General features: G+C 67.9%; 18 protein-coding genes. 9 read left to right on the forward strand and 9 right to left on the reverse strand.

Features of this window, described 5'->3' with window-relative positions; genetic code table 11:
• Positions 1-44: 44 nt before the first annotated feature.
• Complete coding sequence (locus FMQ63_RS11545; protein WP_011554278.1) at positions 45-650, reverse strand: glycosyl hydrolase; 606 nt, start codon at positions 648-650, stop codon at positions 45-47.
• Positions 651-801: 151 nt separating this feature from the next.
• Here FMQ63_RS11545 and FMQ63_RS11550 point away from each other — a divergent pair, with 151 nt between their 5' ends.
• Together FMQ63_RS11550 and FMQ63_RS11555 are read left to right on the forward strand one after the other, a co-directional pair.
• Complete coding sequence (locus FMQ63_RS11550; RefSeq protein WP_011554279.1) at positions 802-2,112, forward strand: serpin family protein; 1,311 nt, start codon at positions 802-804, stop codon at positions 2,110-2,112.
• 213 nt (positions 2,113-2,325) lie between these two features.
• On the forward strand, positions 2,326-3,237 hold the full coding sequence (locus FMQ63_RS11555) for a serine protease (protein WP_225909323.1): 912 nt from the start codon (positions 2,326-2,328) through the stop codon (positions 3,235-3,237).
• A gap of 122 nt (positions 3,238-3,359) precedes the next feature.
• Here the strand turns inward: FMQ63_RS11555 and FMQ63_RS11560 are convergent, their stop codons facing one another.
• The 5 genes from FMQ63_RS11560 to FMQ63_RS38355 form a co-directional block, all read right to left on the reverse strand.
• On the reverse strand, positions 3,360-4,058 hold the full coding sequence (locus FMQ63_RS11560; protein ID WP_011554281.1) for a LysM domain-containing protein: 699 nt from the start codon (positions 4,056-4,058) through the stop codon (positions 3,360-3,362).
• Between the two features lie 169 nt (positions 4,059-4,227).
• A complete protein-coding gene (locus FMQ63_RS11565) occupies positions 4,228-7,158 on the reverse strand; it encodes a helicase-related protein (protein WP_225909324.1) in 2,931 nt (976 codons plus the stop codon).
• A complete protein-coding gene (locus FMQ63_RS11570) occupies positions 7,145-9,340 on the reverse strand; it encodes a phospholipase D family protein (RefSeq protein WP_011554283.1) in 2,196 nt (731 codons plus the stop codon). Before FMQ63_RS11570 ends, FMQ63_RS11565 begins: the two co-directional genes overlap by 14 nt.
• A complete protein-coding gene (locus FMQ63_RS11575; protein ID WP_020478652.1) occupies positions 9,337-10,722 on the reverse strand; it encodes a hypothetical protein in 1,386 nt (461 codons plus the stop codon). The genes FMQ63_RS11570 and FMQ63_RS11575 overlap by 4 nt, the downstream gene beginning before the upstream one ends.
• Before the next feature lie 196 nt (positions 10,723-10,918).
• Positions 10,919-11,044: a hypothetical protein gene (locus FMQ63_RS38355; RefSeq protein ID WP_255509239.1), complete on the reverse strand. Its 126-nt coding sequence runs from the start codon at positions 11,042-11,044 to the stop codon at positions 10,919-10,921.
• A gap of 98 nt (positions 11,045-11,142) precedes the next feature.
• Here FMQ63_RS38355 and FMQ63_RS11580 point away from each other — a divergent pair, with 98 nt between their 5' ends.
• The 7 genes from FMQ63_RS11580 to FMQ63_RS11605 all read left to right on the forward strand — a co-directional run bounded on the left by FMQ63_RS11580 (position 11,143) and on the right by FMQ63_RS11605 (position 17,186).
• Positions 11,143-11,763 carry a DUF6624 domain-containing protein gene (locus FMQ63_RS11580; protein WP_011554287.1) on the forward strand — a complete coding sequence of 207 codons (621 nt, stop codon included), beginning with the start codon at positions 11,143-11,145 and terminating at the stop codon, positions 11,761-11,763.
• Positions 11,760-13,019: a hypothetical protein gene (locus FMQ63_RS11585; protein ID WP_011554288.1), complete on the forward strand. Its 1,260-nt coding sequence runs from the start codon at positions 11,760-11,762 to the stop codon at positions 13,017-13,019. The genes FMQ63_RS11580 and FMQ63_RS11585 overlap by 4 nt, the downstream gene beginning before the upstream one ends.
• 3 nt (positions 13,020-13,022) lie before the next feature.
• Positions 13,023-14,351: a cupin domain-containing protein gene (locus tag FMQ63_RS11590; protein ID WP_011554289.1), complete on the forward strand. Its 1,329-nt coding sequence runs from the start codon at positions 13,023-13,025 to the stop codon at positions 14,349-14,351.
• 61 nt (positions 14,352-14,412) lie between these two features.
• A complete protein-coding gene (locus FMQ63_RS37375; protein WP_011554291.1) occupies positions 14,413-14,565 on the forward strand; it encodes a hypothetical protein in 153 nt (50 codons plus the stop codon).
• Between the two features lie 144 nt (positions 14,566-14,709).
• Positions 14,710-16,110 carry a hypothetical protein gene (locus FMQ63_RS11595; protein WP_225909325.1) on the forward strand — a complete coding sequence of 467 codons (1,401 nt, stop codon included), beginning with the start codon at positions 14,710-14,712 and terminating at the stop codon, positions 16,108-16,110.
• A gap of 30 nt (positions 16,111-16,140) precedes the next feature.
• Positions 16,141-16,929, forward strand: coding sequence for a thioesterase II family protein (locus tag FMQ63_RS11600; protein WP_011554293.1), 789 nt, complete (start codon positions 16,141-16,143; stop codon positions 16,927-16,929).
• A complete protein-coding gene (locus tag FMQ63_RS11605; RefSeq protein WP_011554294.1) occupies positions 16,926-17,186 on the forward strand; it encodes an acyl carrier protein in 261 nt (86 codons plus the stop codon). The genes FMQ63_RS11600 and FMQ63_RS11605 overlap by 4 nt, the downstream gene beginning before the upstream one ends.
• A 4-nt stretch (positions 17,187-17,190) precedes the next feature.
• Here the strand turns inward: FMQ63_RS11605 and FMQ63_RS11610 are convergent, their stop codons facing one another.
• The 3 genes from FMQ63_RS11610 to FMQ63_RS11620 form a co-directional block, all read right to left on the reverse strand.
• Entirely contained in the window at positions 17,191-22,722 is a 5,532-nt protein-coding gene (locus FMQ63_RS11610) for a type I polyketide synthase (RefSeq protein ID WP_011554295.1), read from the reverse strand.
• A 75-nt stretch (positions 22,723-22,797) separates the two neighbouring features.
• Entirely contained in the window at positions 22,798-23,268 is a 471-nt protein-coding gene (locus FMQ63_RS11615) for a hypothetical protein (RefSeq protein WP_225909326.1), read from the reverse strand.
• Entirely contained in the window at positions 23,268-24,431 is a 1,164-nt protein-coding gene (locus FMQ63_RS11620; RefSeq protein ID WP_011554297.1) for an ArsA family ATPase, read from the reverse strand. The genes FMQ63_RS11615 and FMQ63_RS11620 overlap by 1 nt, the downstream gene beginning before the upstream one ends.
• Between the last annotated feature and the right edge of the window lie 4 nt (positions 24,432-24,435).

Genomic DNA, 24,435 nt, shown 5'->3' on the forward strand with positions numbered 1-24,435 from the left:
CCACTCTCTCCTCGCGGTGGCCCTGGGACAACCCCGAGCGTGGCCTACGGTGCGCCCGTGGGCAGTGACACGTAGTGCTCACCCAGCTCGGTCAACGTGCCCGCGGCGCCGAGCAGGCTCGCGAAGCACGGGTCGTTCGTCCACCGCCCCGTGAACCACGCGTAGCGGAACACGTCCTCGCGCCGCTCGCAGACGGCCACCATCTCCGTCATCTGCACCCGCTGCTTGGCGACCGAGTCAATCTGCGCGCCATCCGGCTGGCTGTGGCAGTTGGCGAACTCGGTGACCCAGAACGGCTTGCCGTACTTCGTGAGCCGGTCCAGGTTGTAATCCAGGCCATAGTCGTACCAGTGGAACCCGAGGTAATCGATGTGCGGGTCGCGGTTCCCGTTGGCGGCGCGATAGGCGGAATAGAAGGCGTCCAGCCAGTCAACGGGGTCGCCATAGCCCGACAAGGTGCCCCAGTTCATCGCCGGCCCCACCAGCTTCACGCCGGTGTTCTGGGCGACACGCTCATACCGTGGCCACAGCTCCGCCGCGGCCTGCGGCGACATGTTGGCCTGGTCCGTGAGGTTGGGCTCGTTGAGGAGCAGCAGGTACTGGATGCGCGGATTCGCCCGGAGGATGGACTCAATCCGCGCCGCGCCCAATCAGGCCCCCAGCTGCTCCGTCGAGAGCGTCCACGGTTTTCTGAGGCGCGCCGGAGCATCAGGAGCGACAAGCCCTGGAATTCACTTGGCCGCGCGTCGAGCACGCGTCTTGCTTTGGCTCACGGCTCTTCCAAACATCCACGGAGGCCCCATGGTCGTCCCTCGAATCCAAGTCGTCGCCTGTTGCACCGCTGCCCTACTGTTTGCTGGCTGTGAGAGCACCCTGTGCGGTTCGGAGCCGCCCACCGCGGACGCCAGCTGCCTTCCCCCGGAACTGGAGCAAGCGCCGGGCGAGTACGTCGCCTCGTCGGCCCCTCGGGACGGAGCGCCCACCATCGACGAAGAGCTGGCGGCCTTCGTCAGCGGCAACACCAGCCTGGGTGTGGCGCTCTATCAGCGCGCCATCCAGGAGAAGCAGAACCTCTTCTTCTCGCCCTACAGCGTCACGCAGGCCCTCTCCACGGTCTACGCCGGGGCACGGGGGAACACCGAGGCGCAGATGGCCCAGGCACTGCGCTTCTCCCTGTCCCAGTCGAGGCACCACCCCACGGCGAACGCCTTGGAGCGCGCCCTGGCGAAGCCCGCGAGCCCTCCCCCGGCTTCGGGGACACCGCCGACCTTTCATTCCCTGAACTCGGCATGGGGTCAGCAGGGCATGACCTTCCATGACGGATTCCTCGACACCCTGGCCCGGCATTACGGCGCCGGCATGCGTCTGATGGACTTCGAGAACGACGCGGCCGGTGCGCGCGCGGAAATCAACCGCTGGGTCGAGGTGAACACGAGAGACCGCATCCAGGACCTGGTCAATGAAGAGTCCCTCCCGAACGCGACGCGCTTGATGCTCATCAACGCCGTCTATTTCAAAGGCGCGTGGTCGTGGCCGTTCCGCGAGCAAGGAACGCGGAACGCGGCCTTCCGGGCCCTGGATGGAACGAGCCACCAGGTCCCGACGATGAGCGGCGGCAGGGGGCAGTACATGGAGGGGGATGGCTTCGAAGCCGTCACCCTGGACTATGCCGGAGGCACCTTCCGCATGGTGCTCGTCGTCCCGGAGTGGGAGCGCTTCGAGGAGGTGGAATCCCGGCTGTCTCCCGCTTTCTTCAAAGACGTCCGCGCACGGCTCGAGAACCATCAGATCGACATCCAGCTGCCGCGCTTCCAGATCGAGTCCGAGCTCCCCCTCATCCCCGCATTGCAGGCGCTGGGCATGGAGGACGCGTTCACGGAGGGCGCTGACTTTTCGGCCATCTCCCCCACGAAGCTCAGGATTGCGACCGTGAATCACAAGGCGTTCGTGGCCGTGAACGAGCTTGGGACGGAGGCCGCCGCCGCGACTGCCGTGGGAATGGTCCCCGTGTCACTGCCAAAGCCGATCCACGTCAATCGGCCGTTCATCTTCGTCATCGAACACGTGGCGACGCAGAACGTGCTGTTCCTGGGGCGGTTCGTGAAGCCTTGATGCCCCCGTGGCACCACGCCCCCGCGCCGGTGCCCCGCGACGAACAGGGTTCAGGAAGGTGCGACTGACGCGTCAAGCGCCTCCACTTGACGTGTCATGACGCGAGCAAGGCCTGCTGCTCCGCGGATAAGCACGTGATTCGATTGGGCAGCAATCCGGCATGTGGATTGCTGACGGCCTCCGCACTTGAAACGGGAGGTTGCATTGCGATTCATGAGCGGAGTGGTCGTCGCGGTCGGTCTGCTGGGGTGCGGTGGTCCGGAGGTGGAGCGAGACCCGGTCGATACGATCAGCCAGATGGACCAGGAGATTGTGGGAGGAATCGAGGCTCGGCCTCACTCCTTCCCGTGGATTGTCAGCTTGCAGCAGGGCACCAGCCACTTCTGTGGTGGCGCCCTCGTGCGGGTCGGCGCCAAGGAAGAGAGCGATATCGTCCTCACCGCTGCCCATTGTTTCTACGACGGTACGTCCAACGTCACCGCGGTCGCAGGGGCTCATGACCTGTACCGCCCCACCGCGGGACAAGCCACAGCCCGGGTGGTGAGGGCGGTCCTTCACCCGCAATACAATCCGGACACGACGATGAACGACATCGCCGTTCTCAAGCTCGACCGGCCCATCAAGTTCGACCAGGCCGTTGCCGGTGCCTGCGGTCAGTCATCCACCATGCGCCCCAATCTGGCCGCGCAGTACGCATCTGGAGGCACCCGCGCACCTGTCTGTCTCCCTGCCAGCGGGGATCGGGTTGCAGACAACACGATGGCGACCGTCGCGGGCTGGGGCCTGACACGGGAGGGCGGGTATGACACGTCCTCCCTCTTGCTGCAGGTGGGGGTCCCCACCCTGAATCACCGGGACGTGGCCAATAGCTATCGCCCCCATGGAATCACCATCAACGAGCAGGCGATGTTCGGGGCTGGTTACAAGGAAGGAGGCAAGGACGCATGCCAAGGGGACAGCGGAGGACCTCTCATCGTACCGGGGCCCCAAGGGTACGTGCTCCAGGGAATCGTGAGCTTCGGCGTGGGCTGCGCGAGGGCGGGGTTGCCCGGCATCTATACGCGGGTCTCCAATTACATCCCGTGGATCAACACGCAGATCCGGACCTACAGCGCCGTCAGATAGCGGGCGCGTGAGAGGGCTCCGTCAGGCGCCGGTCCCCCGTGAACTTGAATCCCGGACACGACATCGCCCCCGGTCGAATGCCCCGGAGGCGATGAGACGACAGGTTCCACCGTGCGGCGGAACTAGATGAGGGGCATGAAGACCTTGAACCCGGTACGGCCGCTGTTGGTCGTGTTGCGCTCGATGAAGTCGCTGGCGGACGAGTGGCCGTCGCCGGTGGTGATGGCCGTGTGCCCGTAGATGCTGCCCAGTCGAGTGGAGGTGCTCTCCCAGGTGAGGACGAGGCCCGGAATCTTCAGCGCCTGCTCGAGCGACATGTTGACCTGCTTGAACTTGTCGCGCGGCAGGTTGTTGTCAATCTGGTTGCCGTTGCCCCAGACCTTGATGCCGAAGGCGTTCTGGATGGCCCGGCTCACACCCGTGGCGCACAGGCCCTGGCTGTTGTACCCGCCCATGCCCAGCGCGGCCTGGCGGCCCGCCTCGGCGAGCCTGCGCATCGCGGGGGTCGCCTGGCCCGGGGCCACACCGCCGCTCCCGCTGACCTCTCCGCCGCCCGACGCACCGCCGGAGCCCCGCGGACCGCTCTTGCCAGAGTCGAAGGAATCCTTGCCGCTGTGGCCCGTGGCGCGGCCGCCAGCGCTCCCGGGGAGGCGCAGCGTGGCACCCGCGTAGATGAGGTCTGGATTGGCGATATTGTTGATGCGCGCCAACTCCTTCACCGACGTCTTGAAGCGAGCGGCAAGCTCCGAGAGGGTGTCCCCCTTGCGAATCAGGTAGGAGGAAGATGCTCCCCGGCGGCTCGAATTGATGGACGTGGACATTCAGGTCTCCTGGTTCCCATTGTCGTCACGGCCCTCCCGGAGTTGCGTCCGGTTTCCCAAAATCTTGGAATCCGCAGGAAAATGAGGGGCCGTAAATCGCGAAAATCCGAATAAAACCAGGAACCTGGAGGCGCTCGATTGCGATGCCGCCTCCGTGCCGAAGTGAGCATCACCCGTCTGGCAGCCGTGCCTTCGCCACCGGCCCCAGCTCCACGCGGAGCGCCTGTGCGAAAGCATCTGGCAGAGGCTTCAGGGGGTCATCCGCCAAGCCGTACTCCTCGATGCGGGGCGCCGCCCCCAGGAGGAACTCCAGCCAGCGCTCCCGCAGCCGAACCGTTCGCTCCAGGCGCTCGTCGATGGTGTTGGCAATCAACGGAAGGTGAACGTCCAGGGTGGTGTCCGGCTGTCGCGCGCGAAGCCGCTGGACGAGCGAGCCCAGCCGGTCGACGCGACCCACGCGCTGCTCGAGCTGTGCGGGGTTCCACGCCAGGTCGTGATGAACCACCCGACGGCAGTGATGATGCAGGTCCAGCCCCTCCTGCATGACCTCGTTGGCCACGAGGACCATCGGGTACAGTGGCGTGTTGAAGGCCTCGCGGAGCCGCTCCCGGCTCTCGCCCTCCACGGTGTGGCGGACGAGCGCCCCCGCGCGAACCGCATCATCGAGCACTTCGCGCCGCCGCTCCTCGTCGAGCTTCCCCGCATAGATCAGGAAGCGCTTCAGCAACTCGAACCAGGGCCGTCCCCGAGGCGTGGTCCAGAAGCGGTCCACCACCGACGACAGCGCCCGGGACTCCACCGCCTCCACGTCAACGCCCTGCTCCTTCGCGAATGCCAGCAGCTCCGGAAGGAAGGGGACATTGCGAGCGACGAGGTAGCTGGCGAGCCGCTCGACGGTGCGGACCCGCAGCTCGGGAGGTACCTCGAACAGGGCACCCTTGAGGTAGGACCAGAGATGCTCGCGGCGAAGCACGAGGGCCGCGTCCCCTGCGTCAATCGTCCAGGAAGGCGTCCTGTCTCCCTCGGCGGAGTCCTCGACGTCGTCGGCGACGAGATCGAAGCCGAGCGCCACGAAGCGCGCGTCCGTCAGGCGCCTCAACACCTCCGGGTCGACATCCCCCGCCAATACTCCGTCTCGCACGAAGAGGGCCACGGCCTGCTCGACACAGCGTTTGACCAGGGACCAGTCCATCCGCTCCGCTTGCGTCTTCGAAACGCGTTGCTGGCGCAGGAGGCCGTTCGCCCGCTCGATGACGAGTTCAAGGTGGGCCCCCTCCACCACGACGCCCTCCAACAGCGTACCGGTATACCGCTCTCGCAGCGCGAGGTAGAGCGCATCCTGGGCGCGGCCGAACCGATCACGCAGGCGAGAGTGATGTCCATCCACCCGCTTGCCGTCCAGCTCGTGCTCGAAGATGTCGCCGTGGCTCGCGGCCGGAAACACCTTCCTCCATCGCTCCAGCAAGTGATGCTCCCATTCCGCCTCGATTCTCCGCTTCAGTTCACGGAGCGTCTCGATGCGGGCGCAGAAGATGAGCGTCTTCTCGTCGCGGGCGACAGCCTCCAGCGCGTCCCGCACGACGTGGTCCACCTTCGGGTGCCCCCCCTGCTCCACGCGCAGTTCCCCCACCACGCTCCGCAAGAGCCCGCGGTAGGCCTCGGCGTCGCCGTCGGGCAGGGCCTGCCGCTCACTGGAGAGCAGCGCCCCCTCGCGCGCGGCCCCATAGGAGGAGACCATGTTGATCTGAACCGCCGCCTTATGAGTGCGGCTCTTCCCCCGGAAGAGCTCCGCGATGAACCGCTCGTAAAGCATGAAGGGAACGCCCGCCCCACCCTGGGCCCGCAGTCGGGGGCGGTGGCTCCTGCGGTAGACACGCTTGTCCTCCCGGAGGCTCCGAATCATCCACCGCCGGAAGCCCGGCTCGATGCGCTCCGTCTTCAGGGACAGCAACCGGCGCGCGCACAGGACCACCGCCCGCAGGGACGCATCTGCCGGCTCCTCCACCAGCTGGGGGTCCCTGGCAAACAACGCGCCGAAGTCCGAGACGACGGCCTCGTCCGCTTGTGACCAGACGCGCTCAAGCTCGTTATAGGCCTGCTTGTAGTCCCCCACGTCGTCCAACAATCGCTGGGCCTGCTCCATCAGGTCCGCAGGCGCGGACCGGGCCAGGGCGAAGAGCGAGAGCACTTGCTTGAGCTCGTCGACAGAGAGCTGAAACGGCGTGGCCGTGAGGAACAGCGCCTTGTCGAAGCGCCCCTCGAAAACAGTGCGCACCCCGGTGGCCCGTACCGAGTCCACGTTCTTCAGCTTATGGGCCTCGTCAACGATGAGCAGGTCGAAGTCGGGGATGAGCTGCCCGACCAGACGAAAGCGCAGGTCCATCAGCGCATCATCGACCCACCTCTGGTTCGCGAAGCCGTCGTACTCCTCGCTTTTCCAGAGCGCGTCGAGTGAGCCCTCTCCCGCGCGCTGTTTGTGTCTTTTCAATGCCTCTCGGACATGGGGTCTGATGACCGACCACTCGAAGGTATCGAGGAACGCCTGCTGCTCGACGTCCACGCGCGCCACCGCGCCCTCCCGGTAGCGACGAAAGATGGCCGCCACCTGATTGCCGGCGAGCCCCTGTGCATCCGCCCACAACGAAAGCAGCCAGGCCTGGTCCGCCAAGGAGCGACTTCCCGCGAAGATGTTCACGGGCGCGATGGTGATTCGCGTCTCGCGAGTGGCCGCGACCAGCTCAGCCAGGGTGCTCGCGGTCTTGGACTGACCCGCGAAGCCCCGGTACATGGGGCGGCTGGTGTCACAGAAGGCACGCAGCTCCTTGGACCACTTCGTATTGAGGTCGGGCCCCGGGGTGAGAATCAGCGCCCGGGCATCCGGCAGCACATGCAACCGGGCCGCAAGGACGCCGAGCGCCTCATACGTCTTCCCCATTCCCACTTCATCCGCCAGCACAACTCCTGGCTGATCATCGAACAGCTCCAGCGCGCGGAGGACGGTGTCCTCCTGTCGCTCGATGTCACGCAGGGGCACCGTCGAATCAGCCCGTGCATCCAGATGCAGGAAGCTCCGCAACCACGTCCGCTCACGTCTTTCCATGGGTGCCCTCAAGCCCGTAGAAACGAACGACACCGTCCAGCCACCCGGCACCTCGCGGTCGCAGCCGCGTCAAGTCCGCGCGCAGCAGGGTCCGCAGCTCCGCGAGCAGCGCCTGCTTCGCCTCCAGATCCGCGCTCTCGGGCAACACGAGCTGCTCCAGCTCTCGAAGCAGCTCGCAGCCGTAGACCCAGATTTCGTCATCGGACACGGAATCCCGAGGCAAGTCGCGCAGCCGCTCCCAGAGCGTCCGGGCCCCCGTCGGCCCCAACAACCGATAACGAAACGCGGAGACCGTCGATGCGGCGAGCAAATCCTCCTTCAGCCCCCACCAGGCCTTGAAGACGTCCGTGGGGCCAAAGCCCTCGCCAAATACGGAGTCCAGGACGGAGTCGACCCCCGCCACGCCGCGCTGCTCGCGAAGGGTCGACAACCGCTCCGCGCCCACACGCCGCGCCAACAGCGCCAGCAACTCCCGGACTCCCAGGCCCGCGAGATGAGCACTCGTGGGCAGCATCGCGAGGTCCGCGACGCGGATGGGAACAAGCCACGACCGTCCCGCCGCGCGGAACTCCAGCTCGGCTCCCGCCGCGGCCAGATCGAAGTCGGAGAGTACCACCGGACCCGAGCGCGGCCCCACGCCCTTCGCCAGTTCCCTGTCCAGGTACCACCAGGCCCAGCCCCCCAGTCCCCCTGGCCCCTGCTGACTCCAGGTGACGGTCAATGTGCGAGCGGCCGCGTCATGGACGACGTCCTCGAGCCACGCCGAGAAGTCGACCTCGGCCCCGGGCGCATCTCGCTCCTCGAAGCGCGCTGACTCGAAGGGCGCGCACACCAGCGAGGGCAGCATTTCCGACAAGCGCACCTCTCCGTCCAGGCAGAGCAGAACGCCCGCCTCGACGTTGCCACCCTGCTCCACCCCACACGAAAGCGCGGCGGCGGAGGCGTTGGCGGACCCGATGAGCGCATAGGTCAGCGTCCTGCCTGCGGTCGTCACCGTCAGCAGGAAGAGCTTGGCATGCAGGGGGCGTCGGCTCGCGCGCCCGGCAGGTGTCAGCGTCGCCGTTGGATGGAGCCAGAGTTGGATCTCGTGCTCGCGGACGATGCGCTCGAGGATTCGCCTCGGCGCATGGACCGTCGGCGGCTCCACGGGCCACATCCGCCCCTCCGCGACTTCATGCTCGAATGCGTCTCTCTCGTACCGTCCAGGCCGCCCGGAGCCGAGCTGGATCTCGACACGCTTCGCCGTGACGCGGTTGACCCCAAAGTACTCCAGGCGCTCGATGTCCTCGCCGTCGACTGACTCGCGATAACGCGAGGCCCACAGCCGCCCTTCGCCCTCCGCGAGCACGGGCGTTCCCCCGCCATAGGGAGGGGCGAGTGGTGCGTCCTCCCATGGCACGCCAAGGTCCAGCGGCGGCGGACTCCCGGGGCGAAGCGCGAGCAACTCGGAGAGCACCGACGCGAGCCCCGTCGTGTCATTCGCGATGTCGAGGTCATCCAGTTCGAAGAACGGGGACAGGATGCCCACACGAGTGACTCGCGCGTCCTCCGGGAGCGCCTCTCTCAGATGATCGAGCATGGACGCGCTGAAGGTGTCCACGAAGAGCGCATCCGTCGGCGCCTGGCCGCTGGGAAACGGCGTGTCGGAGATTCTTGCCGCGAGCGCGGAGCGGACCAGCGTCAACTGGGTGCCCGGGTGGGTCGCGAGCGCCGCGCAGCTTCTGAGGAACCTGTCTACGTTCCGTAGGAACGCCGCGTCGGCGGGGACGTCGTAGCGCAACGTGCGCGTGAAGAAGAGTTCGGCGTTCTGCTCGTGGCCCGGCCTGGTGGCATTGCCCGAGCCCACGGCGACGCGCGCCTCCCCGTCGTACAGCACCAGGATGACCTTCGGGTGGAACGTCCGCTCCCGGATGAGCTGGAGGTCATACGGCAGGCGACGGCCTCCCCGGCGGACACGCGCGTCGACGAAGCAAGCCACCGGTGTCTCGCGCAGCGCCGCGCGGGCCTCCTCATGGTAGCGGACAGCCTCCTCCTCCGGGTCCCCCTGCAGGCGCAGCAATGCACGCAGGATGCGGTCCTCGAAATAGGAAGGGTCGAATGTATAGGAGCAAAAGACGGCTCCCAGGCAGGGTTGCTCGGAGACGAGGACCTGCTCGATGAGCCTCCGGGATTCGATCATCATGCGGCACCTTCCAGAACATCCAGCTCCCGGCTCATGGGCAGCCGTCCCAGGTCCGTCAGCAACGTGCGGACCACATCCAGCTTGAACGAGGGGAAGCGTGCCGACTCTGGCCGTGCGGTGTAGGACGTGACGATGAGCACGAGCTTGCCGGCCTCGTTGCGAATCCAGCCTTCGCCGCGTCGCCGCTCGCGCTGTACATTGGAGTGATAGAGCAGCAACAGGTCTAGCGCCGCGAGTGAATCCGCGTCCACCAGCGCCTCGACCAATCGAAGAAAAGCGGCGCCATGCATGGGCAGTCGCCGGATCGCACCGACCCTCGGCGAGGACAGCAGCGCCGCGCATGCGCCCTTCAGCGCCCCAAGTGTCTCCGCATCGAGGGCCTCGCGTCCGATGCGCTCGCGGGGAGCGACCCAACCGGCGCCATCCAGACAGGAATAGACCCGGTCGAAGGCCCCGACGAGTCCCTGCATCACCTCACCGAAGCGGCGCGCCGTCAGCAGGAGCGCCAGCAGCTCATCCGAGAGCCGTCCCAGCCGGCCCGCCAGCGCAGCGTCGAGGATGTCTCGCGGAGCAGCGACCCCGGCCTTCGCTGCCGACTCGACCAACTGGCTCATCGCGAACGAGTGCGGGTCCCGTGCGTGCACGAAGAGGGCCTCGAACAACCGGTGCTGCTGGGCGGTGCGTCCGCGCTCGACCAGGGAGCTCAGACGGCTGAACCGCCCCACCTGAGCCAACGTCAGCCGCCCGTGAACCCGCGCGATGCTCGTCGACTTCCTGTCCAGCGCCACCAGCGCGTACTCCTCGTATCGCCCCCGGTGTTTGTTCTCCGAGGGCTCGTCCCAGAACGCATCGATGAGCGCCAGCGCGCCCGGGCCCGGCCGCAGGGAACCCTCGATGACGAGCCCAGAGCGCCGCAGCGGTGCCAGGTAGGCCCCCAGGTTTCCCAGCTCCTGCTGACGCGAGATGAGCTGGAAGTCGAGCGGCAGGCTCGACGCACCTGAGCGCCACGCATTTCGCGCACCTCGCACGCCCCGCATGGAATCCCAATCGCCCCGAGGAAGCTGGCCCTCACGGAACTCCAGCGTGGCCAGGGCCCAGAAGCGCTCCCAACGCTCGAAGAGTTCTCGCCGAACCTCGTCCGTCGCGGGGTAGGAATGGTGCTCGATGGCCCGCTCCACGAGCTGCAATCCATAGAGCACCATCGCGTAGGCCTGGGCCCTGCTGGAGCGGGTCGTCAGCGTGGGCAACCCCCAGAGCCCCACCTGCTGCGAGACATAGTCGAGCGCGAGCGGGTCTTCGGAGGTCAGCTCGGGATTCTCCGCGGGCGGCGCCACCCAGCAGAGGGCATCGGCGGGACTCTTCAGCGGCGTGAGCGTGGGCATGCACGCGCAGGCTCGCATCTCGGCGCCGTGCTGGAAAGACAGGGGACCTACTCCCCGGGGAGTATGGCCAGCGTGTCATTGGGGACCTCTCTGGCCCATGACGCAGTGGCTCATGACAAGGCTTCTGAAAGCCGTGTCTTGAAAATGTCCCAGCTCTCCGAGAGCCAAAGCTGCCACTACCCACAGTGAACAAACCTCATCCATCCAACGTCACGCACCCCATCTTCGCGTTCCTGCGTGACCACGCCACCTTCGAGCAGATGCGGGAGTTCACCTGCTGGAGCACACCACGGTCGACATGGAGCACGCCAACGAGAGCCATGCGCCCGTCTGGCACCAAGCATTCTGGGTCATGACGCACGGCATTGCCTTGCAGTCCTTCCACGGAGTGGTCGCGACTGTCTGATAATGTAGACGGCCATGAGCCTCATTGAACGACTGCGGGACTCACGACGCCATGAAGAACGGCCGTCCCAAAAGGCTTCGCGAGCGGCCCGGACATCGAGCGCCGCACCTCGCCCCACCGTCAATCGAGACCTCCGCACGCAACTGCTACGGCTGGACCGCATCGACAGCACCTTGCGTTCTGCGTGGGTGGCGACGGAGTTCAAGGACCGTGCTCTTGAACGCAAGCTCAATGCGCTCACCGAGGCGGGCATCGACTGGCTGCGTGAGACGATCAAGGTCCACGGCTGGCCCGGGCATCGCCTCGTGGGCCGAAGCGGGGCCGCGGCCGCCTGGCGGCTGATTCAACACGCCGACTGCTCGCTGGCCTTCCAGAAACGCTGCCTGAAGTTGCTGCGGGACGCGGCGGCGCGCGCCGACGTTCCCATCCAGCAGGTGGCCTACCTCACGGACGTGGTGCGCATGCGAGAGGGGAAGAAGCAGCTTTATGGAACGAAGTTCCGCAAGGTGAAGGGAGAGCTCGTCCCCTACCCCATCGAGAAGGAGGCCGGCGTCGACTTGCGCAGGAAGGAGATGAACCTGCCGTCGCTCGCCGCCTATGCGCGGAAGATTCGCCGCACATTCCAACCTTCGTGACGGGAGCCGCCATGCACCGCGCCTTCGATTGGCAGCCTTTCGTGAAGCAACACTGGGAGAAGGCACCCGCGCGCCTGGCACTGCCCGGCCCCATCCTCCCCGTCGACCAGGTCTTCCAGGCCGCGATCTCCGCCTGTGCCCCCTTCCGCCACGGGACGCGGTTTCGCGCCCTTCCCGACGCGCGCTTCTTCGTGGAGGCCGCCAGGCTCGCCGCCCCGGGAACGCTCCTCCCGGGTGAAGACGACGCGTCCCTGGAGTCGTTCTCGCGCCGCGCCTCCAAGCACCTGGACGGCGCATCCTTCCAGCTCCACGTCGAACAACCGTTCATGTTCGACTTCGCCCTCTGGAGCGCCTTGCGAGACTTCCTCAGGGGGCTCCTGGAGCGCGTGGGCGTCCCGGTGCTGCCCATGGCCACCGACCTGTTGCTGGGCCGCTTCTCACGAGGCCCTTACGGCATCGCGAAGCGGCCCCACCATTCGCTGGTGACGCTGGTGCTCCAGGGCCGGCTGCGCGTCCGGCTCTGGAAGAAGCTCTGGGGCTCGCCCCCCAACGAAACCGAGGACTTCGACCGCCACCTGGACAAGGCCACCACCCTGGAGGCCGGTCCCGGTGAGCTGCTCTACAGCCCCTCTCGCTACTGGCAGCTCGAAGAAGCCCAGGGGGACTGCATGGCCGTCCGGGTATGGATTCCCGTCAAGGGGAGCCGGCCCACGGACGCGGCCAAGGACGTGCTCGTGGGGCTCCTCGAAGCGCGGCACGCGCACGATGAGCGTGTGCCCTACCACCCCTACCCCTGGCGCCGGCCGCGCAGGGGCGCGCAGGCAACCATTCCATCCGTCGAGCAGGCCGCGGATACGCTCCACGCGCTGACTCGGGAAGAAGACGTTCAGCAGGTCCTGCGCCTCATCTGGGCCCGGAGGGTCAGCGCTTGCGCGCTCGAGCCCGTGCCGCCGCCGGACCAGGCCCCACCCCTGTCAGACCCCGACCGGGTGAGGAAGACGCCGACCGTGGACATCATCCGGATGAAGGACCCTTCGGGGCTGTGGATCTGGGCCGTCAACGGACATGCCTTCCCCGGCCCCAACGAGGCCCTGGGACAGCGGCTCATCAACGCACTGTCCTCGGAAGCGCCGCCTTGCGTCGGTGAGCTGTGCAAACTGGCTCGCCCCGGTCCGCAGCGAGAGGCCAGTCGCGCCACGCTGGCGGCGCTCCTCCGGCTGCGCGGGATTCACGTCATCACCGGAGCGGAGGCCTGACGGATGCCCACCTTGGAAATCGCGACCCGCTTCGACTGGGACACCTTCGTCAGGCGCTACTGGAACCAGCGCCCCGTGCTCTTCAAGGGAACACAGGCCTCCCCCTTCACCGTCGACGACGTCTTCGAGGCATCGGCCGGCGCCACCCAGCGCTACCTGTCCCGCAGCTACGAGCCGGCGTCACGGCCCGACGTCACCTTCACGGTGGACCGGCTGCGGCAGCTCCGCTCCCGGGAGTGGCTGCCCAGAAAGTCCGATGGCTCCCTGGACGGGTATGACGCCCGCATCGCCTCGCAACTGGGCGAGCGCCGCTACGCCCTCATCATCGCCACGATGCACGCCTCCGGCTTCCAGCTCTGGTCACGGCAACGCGCCTTCTTCTCCGGCCTGTGGCAGCGCGTGGGCATGCCCGTGACGGGCGGCATCACCTCGCTGTTCCATGGGACCTACGAGCACAGCCCCGTGGGAGTCCACCTGGACCGCTTCACCACGTTCATGTTCGCGCTGCGCGGACGCAAGCGGATGCGCTTCTGGCACAAGCGGCCGTGGAGCGAGGACGTCTCCACCATCCTGGACTACCAGCCCTACCTGGCGTCGTCCTTCGTCGCGGAGGTCGAGCCCGGCGACATCCTCTACTGGCCCTCCACGTACTACCACGTGGGCGAGAGCGCCGGCGCAGGCGTGGCCAGCAGCCTGAATGTCGGCATCCCCATCACCGAGCACCACGTCATCTATTCCGTGGACGACCTGCTGCGCGGGATGCTCGACGAGACGTCGCTCGCCGACCAGGAGTGGAAGCAGACGCGGCTCGCGCGGGTATCGGCCTCGCCCCTGGCCCGCGGTGCCCTCTCGAAGAACGGTGTCCTGGCCACGGAGCTGCCCCGGGCGCTCACCGAAGCCGTGCGCGCGTTTCGCGATGTCAGCCACCCGAAAGAGGCGCGACGGCACATCCAATCCACCTGGCTCAAGCGGTTGACCTCGGGAGGCTTCGAGCCCGTGCCACCGCCCACCCGTGAAAAGCCTTTGCGTGACTCACACCACGTGCGGGTGGACCCGAGCTTCCCCGTCCTCTTCGAACGAGACAGCGCCACACGGTGGATTTGTTCCGCCAACGGCCATGCCCTGCGCGGCGCGGGTGGTGGACGCGCCATTGAAATATTCTTCCGAAAGCTGAACTCCGGCGCGGCTGTAAGCGTCGAGGAGTTGCTGAGCCCGTTTGGGACACGGCGCGCTGCGAGACATGATTCAGAAGTCATCGCCGCAACGCGTGAAGGAATGCGTGGCGTCCTGAAAAAACTTCACGCAGTTCGCGCAATCACTCTCAGCGCTTGACGCATCCGCCGTCAGCGCCCAGGCTTGGCCAGCAGTCCACATCCATCGATGGAGGAGTGTCATGACGAAGACGAAGGCGAAGGCCCCCCAATCGTCCAAGCAGACCAAGCAGAAGCTCGTAAAGCTGATGAACGTCATGGAGAAGGCCACGGTTCCCGCTGCCACGACGGCCATGAACCTGACCTGCAGGCGCATCTACTGCTCCCCCTACTGATGGCCTCGGGCCGCTGGGCATCGTCCCAGCGGCCCGCTTCCCAACCTGCGCAGTGTGCCTCGCAGAACCGATGTAAGGCATTCTGGAGCATGCAGCCCCCCTCACTATCCTGTCACCCTCCTGGATCTCCCGTGGAGCCGTGACATGAAAAGCGCTGTCGACCTGCAGGGCAACCCACTGAGCGACATCTCCCTCGCCGCGATGCGGCGATGGCTCCTCGAAGCCGATGTGCTGGGCTACCTGCCACAGATTGCCGCCACGGAGTCTGAAGGCCGCCTCTGGACGTACTACGGGTTCGGCGTCCGGCGCATCGATGCGTTCGTCCGCGCGAACGGGTACGCGGCCCTCGACGACGCCACCCTCCTCACCGATGACCTGGACGCCATCGTGGCGCTGCGGGAGTTCATGGCCGCCGCGCCCCCGCTCATCGACGGCCGCCGGAGGCTCGTGGAGCAGCTTCGCGCCTTCGCCGCGGAACGGGACGCGCTGGACCAGGGCCGTCCGCTCACTGCGCACGAGCTGTTCTCCCTCTGGTACCTGAAGGCCGTTCCGGGCGCCTACATGGCGCAGCGGCTCCAGCTCGCGGACGTGGACGAAGCCACGGTGCGGCGCATCGCGAAGCTCTCCGCCGTGGGACTGCAGATGTTCGACGACGGGGTGGACCTCCAGGCGGATCTCGACCGGGGGCGCTTGTGGTTGAGCGCGGAGGAGCTCGAGCTGCTGGGACTGTCCATGACGCCGCCCGCGACGCTGGCCACCACCGCGGGGGAGCGCATCATCCGGCTGCGCAAGGCCATCTGCCTCGAGTACTTCCTCGCGGTGTATGACGAAGCCTCTCGCATCGCCTCGCCGGAGAGTCGCAAGCGCGCCCAGTCCTTCGCGGAGGCCTGGCTGAGCTTCCTCCAGCAGGACTACCTCAAGCTGTACACGCCCGGAGACCCCAAGCCCTGGGACTCCGTGCAGCGCGTCCTGAAGGCGCTGCCAGGCTCGGAGACCGTGAAGCTGCCCGTGCTGCACTCGCTGTTCTCCCTCATCTCCGCCCTGCCGCTTCCGCCCGTGGACGTGGAGGCCTGCCGGCGGGAGCTGCAACAGCTCGGGGGCTGCCCTCGGGCGCTGGCGCCAGAAGTGGCCCTGGACGCCATGGGTGTCTGCGAGGCGGAGGGAGACGCGGCGAACTTCGACGTGCCCGGGCCGGAGGCCTCCGTGCTGGAGCGCGTGCTGCTGGCCTCGCCCTCCAAGCACACCGCGGCGGACTTCGCGCGGCGCTGCCGCGAATCAACCGAGGGCTCTCCGTCCAACCTGCGCGACCCCAACCTGTCGGAGGTGTTCGCCAGCGGCATCAAGCTCGCGGAGCGCTCCGCGCGGAACTCCGTCACCGCCCGGGAGAACTTCCTCCAGCAGCTTCGCCCTGGCTCAAAGCGGGCCCCGGTGGTGGACGCCGAGCTGGCCGAGCGGTTCTCGCGCGACGGCGCGGACTGGCTCGCGTTGGGAATCGAGGCCCTCGCGGCGACGGCCCGCGGGGTCCGCGACGGCTGCCGGAAATAGAACCTCTGTCCCTCACCTCATCCATCATCAATGAATCCTGAATCCAGCATCGCGGCGGCCGAGTCCCCCTGGCTCGTCCGCCGCAAACCCCAGGCGTCGCCTCGTCTCCGGCTGTTCTGCTTCCCCTACGCGGGAGCCGGCAGCCTTCCCTACTTCCGTTGGCCTGACCTGCTCCCCGAGGCGGACATCGAGGTGTGCGCAGTGCAGCCTCCCGGCCGGGAGAACCGCCTGCATGAGCCGTCCGTGGAGGAGCTCCCACAACTGCTGGACGCGCTCGTGCGGGAGCTGTCGCCCCTCTTCGATGGCCCCTTTGCCTTCTTCGGCCACAGCCTGGGCGCGCTCATCGCCTTCGAGCTGACGCGCGAACTCCGCCGCCGGGGCCTTCCGCTGCCTGGCACCCTGCTCGTCTCCGGCTCCGAGGCGCCCTCCCGGCGCAGTGGACTTCCCCCACTGAGCGGCCTGCGGCGAGACGACTTCATCCGCGAGCTGTCCGCTCGCTACGACGGCATTCCGCAGCAGGTCCTGGCGCAGCCGGAGATCCTGGACCTCATCCTCCCCATCCTGCGCGCCGACCTGAAGATTTCAGAGCGCTACACCTACCAGGAGGAGCCTCCGCTTCCAGTGCGGCTGTGTGCCTTCGGTGGCACTCGCGACCCTCGCGTCTCGGAAGCCGCGCTCGACACGTGGCGACTGCAAACACAGCAGTCCTTCTCGATGAAGATGTTTCCAGGCGGCCACTTCTTTCTCAACGAGCTGACGGCCCAGGTGGTCCAGGCCGTCCATGCCGAACTCGCAGTCGGAGCAACCCCAGCACCATGAACAGAGACGACCTGCTCGATGTCCTGACCCGCTATGTCGCGAATGAACTCCTGGACGGGGACGCGGAGGACCTCGATTCCTCCACGCCCCTCTTGGAGCTCGGCGTGCTGAACTCGCTGGAGACCGCCCGGATGATGGGCTTCGTCCAGAAGAAGTACGGCATCACCATTCCCTCGGAGTCGCTGAAGGTCGAAAACCTCCAGACGATCTCCGCCATCGCCGACCTCGTCTACGACGCGAGGCCCCGGCAGCCGTAGCCGCTCAGCGGCCTCGACGCAGCATGGCCTGGACGGTGTCATCGTCCAGGCTGTCGACGTCCGCCAGGAGCGACTCCAGCTCCGCGTCCTCGGGAGCCTCCTCCACGGGCGCGGCTGCCTCTTCCTTCAGGCCCAGGACCTCGGCCGCCAGGTAGTCCACCAGCCCGTTGACGGTGGGGTTGTCGAAGGCCACCGTCGCGGGCAGCGAGGTGCCCAGGCTCCGCTGCAGGACGTTGCGCAGCTCCACGGACATCAGCGAGTCCATGCCGAACTCGAAGAAGCCCTGGTTCGGGTCCAGTGGCTCCGTCGTGGGACGCCCCAGCACGCCGTTGACCAGCTCGCCCACGTGCGCACGCAAGGCACCGCGCCGCTCCTTGGGCTCGAGCCGCTCCAGCCGCTGACGAATCCCCTCGCTCGCCGCGGGGCTGGCCTTCTCGATGAAGGCCTCGAACAGCGGCGAACGTCCGCGCCGCCCGAGCACCGCCCAATCCACGGGAAGAACACCGAGCTGACCGCTCAGCCCCAGGGACTGCTCGAACACCTGGAGGCCGTCTTCCGGAGGAATCACGCCGAAGCCCAACTGCTCCATGCGGCGGCGGATCTGCTCCTCCGCGGCCGCGCCCACCTCGGCCCAGGCGCCCCAGTTGAGGCTCAGGGCGGGCAGCCCGTCGGCCTGGCGGGAGCGGGCCAGCGCATCCAGGAAGGCGTTCGCGGCCACATAGTTGGCCTGTCCCGCCGATCCGATGAGCGACGCCGCCGAGGAGAACACGACGAAGAAGTCCAGCGCCGTGCCTTGCAACGCACGATGGAGGTTCCACCCACCGGAGACCTTGGGCGCGAAGGCCTTGGCCAGCCGCTCCGGCGTCATCTGCACGAAGAGGCCGTCATCGATGACGCCCGCGGAGTGGATGACGCCACGCAGGGGCGGCACGCGTCCCGACAGCCCGGCGAGGACGCGCTCCACGTCAGCGGCCACGGCCACGTCGCCCTGCACGCAGTGGATGGTGACGCCGCGCTGCTCCAGCGCATCCAGTCGAGTGCGCGCCTCGGGCCCCGGCTCACGCCGCCCCATCAGGACCAGGTGGCGCGCTCCGCGTTCCGCCAGCCGCTCCGCGACGATGAGCCCCAGTCCGCCAAGGCCTCCCGTGACGAGATAGCTCGCGTCCGGCTTCAGTGCGGCCTCGCCGCTCGCCCCACGGAGCTTCCGGCTGCGCACCAACCGGGGCACGCGGCGCGTCGTTCCTCTCAGCGAGAGCTCGTCCTCGCCGCTGCCACCGAGCAACTCCGCATGAAGCTGCGCGACTTCGTGCTCGGACGCACTGGCATCCAGGTCCACACGCCGGCAATGGAGGTCCGGATGCTCGCGCGTGATGGACTTGCCCAGGCCCCAGAGGACCGAACTCCCCAGGTGGGTGATGCGCTCCTTCTCCGAGGTCGCCTGGGCACCGCGAGTCACCAACCAGAGCGAGGTGCTCTTTCCCTTGGCCTCGACGAGCGCCTGGGCGAGCACGAGCACCCGCGTGCCGTGCCCAAGGGCCTGCGCGGGGACGTCGTCCCCACCACCGTCCAGGCTCCACAGGTCGATGACATGCAGGGGCCCTTGCAGCGCCTCCGGGCGCAACTGGCCCAGGAGCGCGAGCGCTGAATCGCGGCCATCGACCGTGGCTCGCGCTCCAGCAGGGACCGTCACCACGTGCCAGCCTTGCTGCGTCAGTCGCTCGGCCAGGCGCGCGCCCAGCCCCGCCGCGTCGGCGAGGATGAGGCACTGTGTCCCGGCGTGCGCCGCCTCCGCCCCTGCCGCTGGAGCCTCCAGCGGCCGGGCCTGCCACTCCAGCTCGTACAGCCAGTTCTGGTAGCGCTTGCTCTTCGCGCCCAGGAGTCCCTCCCGCGTGATGCGCCGGAGCAGCAGCTTCTCCACCGTGGCCACGCGCTCCCCATCCGCCGTGAGCAACTGGATGTCGCACACGTAGCCCGGGCCCTTCGGGTCATCGCTCCGCGCCAGGGTCGCATGGGCCCACACCTCACCCAGCCCGCCGCGCTGCACCTGCACCTTGCCGACACCCACGGGGAGGTAGGCGGCATCCCCTTCCTCGTCGAGCACGGCGCCCACCATCTGGAAGCACGCATCCAGGAGCGCGGGCTGAAGCTGGTACTGCCCCGCGTCCGCCGCAGCGCTGCCTGACAGGGCCAGGCGCCCCAGCACCGCGTTCTCACCCCGCCAGAGCGCCTGGATGCCTCGGAAGCTGGGGCCATACGCGAGCCCCGCCTGCCCCAGCTTCGCGTAGTAGCCCTCCACCGGCACCTCGCGAGTCAGCGAGGCCCGCAGACGCTCCACGTCGACGCGCTCTGCTGGCGCGGCCGTCGTCGCGGAGAGCTTTCCGTGGGCATGGAGGATCCACGCGGGCTCACCCTCTCCCGTGCGCTCCTCCTGGCTGTGGATTTCGAAGCGCCCGGCGCGCTCGCCTTCCGGCGAGTAGAGCAGGTGCACCCGGCGCGCCCCTTCCTCGGGGAGGAAGAGGGCCTGCGAGAAGGTGATTTCGTCCACCGTCCCGCCCACCGCACCGAAGAGCGAAGCTCCCGCGGCGAGCCCCATCTCCACGTAGGCCGCTCCCGGCATCAATATCTGTCCGTAGACGCCATGGTCCTTCAGGAAGGCGGGCTTCGCGGCGCCCACGGAGGACTCGAACTGCCGCACCTGTGAAGGCGACGCGTGCGGATGGCCCAAGAGGGGATGTCCTCGCGTGGCCCCTGCCTCCGGCGCGGTGCTCACGCCCGGGATGTCCCAGGTGGACCCGTTGAGGTCCATCCAGTGATTGCGCCGCTGGAAGGGATAGACGGGCAACGCGACCTTGTGGCGCTCGCGCCCCTGGTCCACGCCCCGCCAGTCCACGGGCACGCCCGCGACGTGAAGGGCCGCGAGCCCCTCCAGCATCTGCTGCCAGTCCGAGCGCTCCGGCCTCAAGCTGCCCACCCAGAGCGTGTCCTCCTGCGTGATGCAGGACTGGCCCATGGTCACCAGCGTGGGCTTCGGGCCGACCTCCAGGAAGGCCTTCACACCGGCCTGCTCCAGCGTCTGCATGCCCCGGGCGAACATCACCGGCTCACGAAGATGCTGCACCCAGTACCCAGGCGTCAGGATTTCCTTCCCCGCCTCGTGCCCGCTCAGGTTCGAAATCAGCGGGATGGACGGGGGCTGGAGCTTCACCTTCGCCACGGCCTTGGAGAACGCGTCGAGGATGGGGTCCATCAGCGCGGAGTGGAACGCGTGCGAGACGCGCAGCATCGTGCCGCGCTTGCCCTTCCGCGTCAGCTCGGCCACGCATTCATTGACGGCGGCCTCGCGCCCCGAAATCACCACGTTGCGGGGACCATTGAGGGCCGCGATGGACACCTGCCCGTCATACCGGGAGAGCAGCGCCTCCACCTCCGCGGCATCCGCGGACACGGCGGCCATCGTCCCGCCCGCAGGCAGGGACTGCATCAGCCGGGCGCGCGTGGCGATGAGCTCCAGTCCTTCTTCCAGGGTGAAGACGCCGGCCACGCAGGCCGCCACGAACTCACCCACGGAGTGCCCCATCACGTAGTCCGGGCGGAGGCCCCACTGCATCCACACCTGCGCCAGGGCGTACTCGAGCGCGAACAACGCGGGCTGGGTGAAGCCCGTCTCGTCCAGCCGGGCTCGCGCCTGCGCGTCCCGCTCGGCGGGGTGCAGCAGGTCGATGAGCGACTGGCCCATCAACGGCTTCAGCACCGCGTCGCAACGCAGGAGCGTCTCGCGGAAGGTGGGCTCGGTGCGGAAGAGCTCCTCCCCCATGCCCAACCACTGCGCGCCCTGCCCGGTGAACAGGAAGGCCAGCCGGGGCGCCCCGTCCGCCTTCCCGCGCAGCACCGACGATGACGTCTGCCCGGACAGGAAGGACGTCAACTGCGCCTGCATGGCCTCCTGTGAGCTCCCCAGCACCGCGAGCCGGTGACGGAAGGCGTCCCGCCCGGTGTTCGCGGTGAAGCAGATGTCCTCCAGCGACTGTGACGCGAGCCCCGGGCCGCCGAGCGCCTGCGCATGCCGCTGCGCCAGCTCGTTCAGCGCCTGGGGACTGCGCGCGGACAGCGTCAGGACGTGCATCGGCCGCGGCGTCGCATCCGGCGTCCGGGCAGGCGCGGGCGGAGCTTCCTCGATGAGGACATGCGCGTTGACGCCACTGAGCCCGAAGCCGCTGACACCGGCCACGCGGGGCTTGTCGCCCTTGGGCCACGGCGTCACCTGCGTGGGGATGGCGATCTGCAACTGCTGCCAGTCCACGGCCGGGTTGGGCGTACGGAAGTGCAGGTGCGGAGGAATCTCGTCCTGTCCCAGTGACAGCACGACCTTGATCATCCCCGCGGCACCCGCGGCGGACTCCAGGTGTCCGAGGTTCGTCTTCGCGGAGCCGACGAGCAACGGTGCGTCCGCGCCGCGCCCATGCCGGAGCACCGCGTCCAGCGCCCGCAGCTCAATCGGGTCGCCCAGCGGCGTCCCCGTGCCATGGGCTTCGATGTAGTTCACGTCCGCTGGGGCCAGGCTCGCCGACTCCAGCGCCTTGCGCAGCAGCTTCTCCTGCGCGGGTCCGTTGGGGACCGTCAGGCCGCCGCTGAGCCCGTCATGGTTCACCGCGGAGCCACGGATGACGGCGAGGATGCGGTCCTTGTCCCGCTGCGCATCCGAGAGCCGCTTGAGCACCAGGACGCCGCACCCTTCGCCGCGCCCGTAGCCATTGGCGGATGCATCGAACGTCTTCGAGCGCCCATCCGGCGCCAGCGCCCGCATCTTCGACAGGACGATGTTGTTGTCCGGCCGGAGAATCACGTTCACCCCGCCCGCGAGCGCCAGCGAACACTCCCCCTGCCGCAGCGCCTGGCAGGCCAGGTGGGCGGAGACGAGCGCCGAGGAGCACGCGGTCGCGACCACCATGGACGGCCCCTGGAGGCCCAGGACGTAGGACACACGTCCCGCGGAGAAGCTCAGCTCGTTCCCGGTCCCCATGTACGGCAGGTCCCGTGTCTGCACCGCGTTGAAGGGAACGCGCCCGTAGTCACTGCTCAGGAAGCCGACATAGACGCCCGTGTCGCTGCCCACCAGGGAGCCCGGGGCGATTCCGGCGTCCTCCAGGGCCTCCCACGACACCTCCAGCATCAAGCGCTGCTGCGGGTCGACGTAGTTCGCCTCGCGCGGCGACAGGCCAAAGAACTCACTGTCGAAGCCGGCGATGGGTTGGTTGAGGAACCCACCCTCACGGACCACCATCTTCCAGCCCGCGTCCGGGTCCGCCGCGTAGTACGCGTCCACGTCCCAGCGGTCCGGCGGAACCGTGCTCACGGCATCCACGCCGCCGCGCAGCAGCTCCCAATAGGCGCGCGGGTCGTTCGCGCCGCCGGGGAACCTGCACCCCATGCCGATGACGGCGATGGGCTCCGAGCGCGCGCGCTCCAATCCATCCACGCGCGCCCGGAGGGTCTTGATGGCCAATGCCGCCCGTTGCAAGGGCGTCATCGACTCCATCGAGAGAGCATTCTCCTCGTTGGACATCCTCACTCGAATGGACTCATCCGACACTGCCCACCCCTTTCGCTTCGACTAGCTGATGGAGATCTTTTCCAGCGGTTCCGGTGCAGAGCTGGACGCAGAGGCCGGGCTGCTTGAATCCGGAGAGGTAGCGCTCTCCGGAGGCGCACGGCGGTCACTGGGCCGGGCGCCAGCCTCGGAACCCGTCGTCCCCTTCGGCCGCTTCGCGAGGATCAGGTCCCCCGCCTTCTGGAGCACGTCGCCAAACGACACGCCGGACCGGTTCGGCTGACCCGCCGCCGGAGCCGTGTGCGCCTGCTTCGCCCGGTCCTCGATGGCCGCGTCGATGTGCTGCAGCTCGTGAATCTGCGCATCGAGGATTTGCGCGACGCCCTTGAGCGCCTCCTGCTTCGCGCGGAAGAGCTGCTGCACCAGCCCCCGCCCGCCCGGAATCAGGGCGTTGGTGAGCTCGGCGAACCGAGCGCCGTACTCCGGCGAAGCGCCAAAGGAACCCTGCGGATAACGATCATCTTGCGTGGACATCAAACACCTCTTTCTTTCTGGAAACTCACGATCAGCCGGTCACCCTCCATGCGGGCGCCCGACGTCGGGAGGAGTGCAATCATCCGAGGCAACACGACGTTGCGCCGGACGGCCCCGACCTGGATGACGAACTCCGCGCCGCGGCGGGAGAGCTCGACATCGCTCTTCGCCACGAAGGGGAGCCGCACCTCCAGCGAGTACGCATCCACTGCGTCCTTGCGGATGCCCAGGGCAGGCTGCGGGGCCGTGAGACGGACGGGGTCCTCGCCCTGGTAGAGCTGCTCCGCGAAGACCTCCAGCGGCTTCTCCCCCACCACCTCCATGGCCTGGTGCGGGACCTTCAACACCAGCAGCGACGAAAAGGCGCGCTGGAGCTTCTCCACGTGTGACTGCTGCGCCCGCATCGGGTCGGAGCCGGCGTCGGCGGCTTCCGGTGCGAGTCGGTTGATGACGACGCAGTCCACCGCCAGGCCGAGCAGGCTGAAGTACGTGTACGCCCGCTGAGCCTCCTGTCCGGCCACCGTGTCCGCGGTGGTCACCAGCCGGAGGGTCGTCACCTCCGGGTCGTGCAGCAGCGCGTCCACGGCGTTCAGCCGGTCGCGAACCTCCAGGCTCGCGTCCGCGCCGTGGAGGCTCGCCGCCAGCAGGCGTGCCTTGCGCCCCGCCTGCGTGGGGGTCTGCTGCTGGCGTGCGTACCAGCTCATCGCTGGCACGGTGTTGAGCAACTGCAGGGCCGTGCGGGTGGACGGGCAATCCACGATGACGAGGTCGTGCTGCTGCTCGTGGAGGTACTCGCCCAACCGGAGGAGCATGACGACGTGGGCCGCCTCGGCCGTCATCGCCACCTCCTCCGCGTTCACGCGCTCCGGCCCGCCATCCACGAGCGCGGCCAGTCCACCCTGGCCCCCGTTCCATCCCCGGCGGAGCTCTTCGCCAACGTCCACCTCGTGGAAGGACAGGTGGTCGTTGACGCCCACGGGAACGCCCCGGGGGCCGGAGAAGAGCGGACTCTCGACGCCCATGGCGGCGCTGAGGCCGCGGGACAGGTCGAACGAAAGCACGAGGGTCCGGAGACCCCGGCGGGAAGCCGCGAGCGCCGTCGCGGCCGCCACCGTGGTCTTCCCGGAACCGCCGGTACCGGAGACAAGAATGATCCTGGCCATCTCA

Origin of the sequence: Myxococcus sp. CA005 (genome assembly GCF_006518205.1) — a bacterium.
Taxonomy (GTDB): domain Bacteria; phylum Myxococcota; class Myxococcia; order Myxococcales; family Myxococcaceae; genus Myxococcus; species Myxococcus xanthus.

Excerpts from the sequence above, each read along its gene's own strand:
- FMQ63_RS11550 (WP_011554279.1), top strand. The coding sequence starts at position 802 with ATGGTCGTCCCTCGAATCCAAGTCGTCGCCTGTTGCACCGCTGCCCTA.
- FMQ63_RS11555 (WP_225909323.1), top strand. The coding sequence starts at position 2,326 with ATGAGCGGAGTGGTCGTCGCGGTCGGTCTGCTGGGGTGCGGTGGTCCG.
- FMQ63_RS11560 (WP_011554281.1), bottom strand. The coding sequence starts at position 4,058 with ATGTCCACGTCCATCAATTCGAGCCGCCGGGGAGCATCTTCCTCCTAC.
- FMQ63_RS11565 (WP_225909324.1), bottom strand. The coding sequence starts at position 7,158 with ATGGAAAGACGTGAGCGGACGTGGTTGCGGAGCTTCCTGCATCTGGAT.
- FMQ63_RS11570 (WP_011554283.1), bottom strand. The coding sequence starts at position 9,340 with ATGATGATCGAATCCCGGAGGCTCATCGAGCAGGTCCTCGTCTCCGAG.
- FMQ63_RS11575 (WP_020478652.1), bottom strand. The coding sequence starts at position 10,722 with ATGCCCACGCTCACGCCGCTGAAGAGTCCCGCCGATGCCCTCTGCTGG.
- FMQ63_RS38355 (WP_255509239.1), bottom strand. The coding sequence starts at position 11,044 with ATGGCTCTCGTTGGCGTGCTCCATGTCGACCGTGGTGTGCTCCAGCAG.
- FMQ63_RS11580 (WP_011554287.1), top strand. The coding sequence starts at position 11,143 with ATGAGCCTCATTGAACGACTGCGGGACTCACGACGCCATGAAGAACGG.
- FMQ63_RS11590 (WP_011554289.1), top strand. The coding sequence starts at position 13,023 with ATGCCCACCTTGGAAATCGCGACCCGCTTCGACTGGGACACCTTCGTC.
- FMQ63_RS37375 (WP_011554291.1), top strand. The coding sequence starts at position 14,413 with ATGACGAAGACGAAGGCGAAGGCCCCCCAATCGTCCAAGCAGACCAAG.
- FMQ63_RS11595 (WP_225909325.1), top strand. The coding sequence starts at position 14,710 with ATGAAAAGCGCTGTCGACCTGCAGGGCAACCCACTGAGCGACATCTCC.
- FMQ63_RS11600 (WP_011554293.1), top strand. The coding sequence starts at position 16,141 with ATGAATCCTGAATCCAGCATCGCGGCGGCCGAGTCCCCCTGGCTCGTC.
- FMQ63_RS11605 (WP_011554294.1), top strand. The coding sequence starts at position 16,926 with ATGAACAGAGACGACCTGCTCGATGTCCTGACCCGCTATGTCGCGAAT.
- FMQ63_RS11610 (WP_011554295.1), bottom strand. The coding sequence starts at position 22,722 with ATGGAGTCGATGACGCCCTTGCAACGGGCGGCATTGGCCATCAAGACC.
- FMQ63_RS11615 (WP_225909326.1), bottom strand. The coding sequence starts at position 23,268 with ATGTCCACGCAAGATGATCGTTATCCGCAGGGTTCCTTTGGCGCTTCG.
- FMQ63_RS11620 (WP_011554297.1), bottom strand. The coding sequence starts at position 24,431 with ATGGCCAGGATCATTCTTGTCTCCGGTACCGGCGGTTCCGGGAAGACC.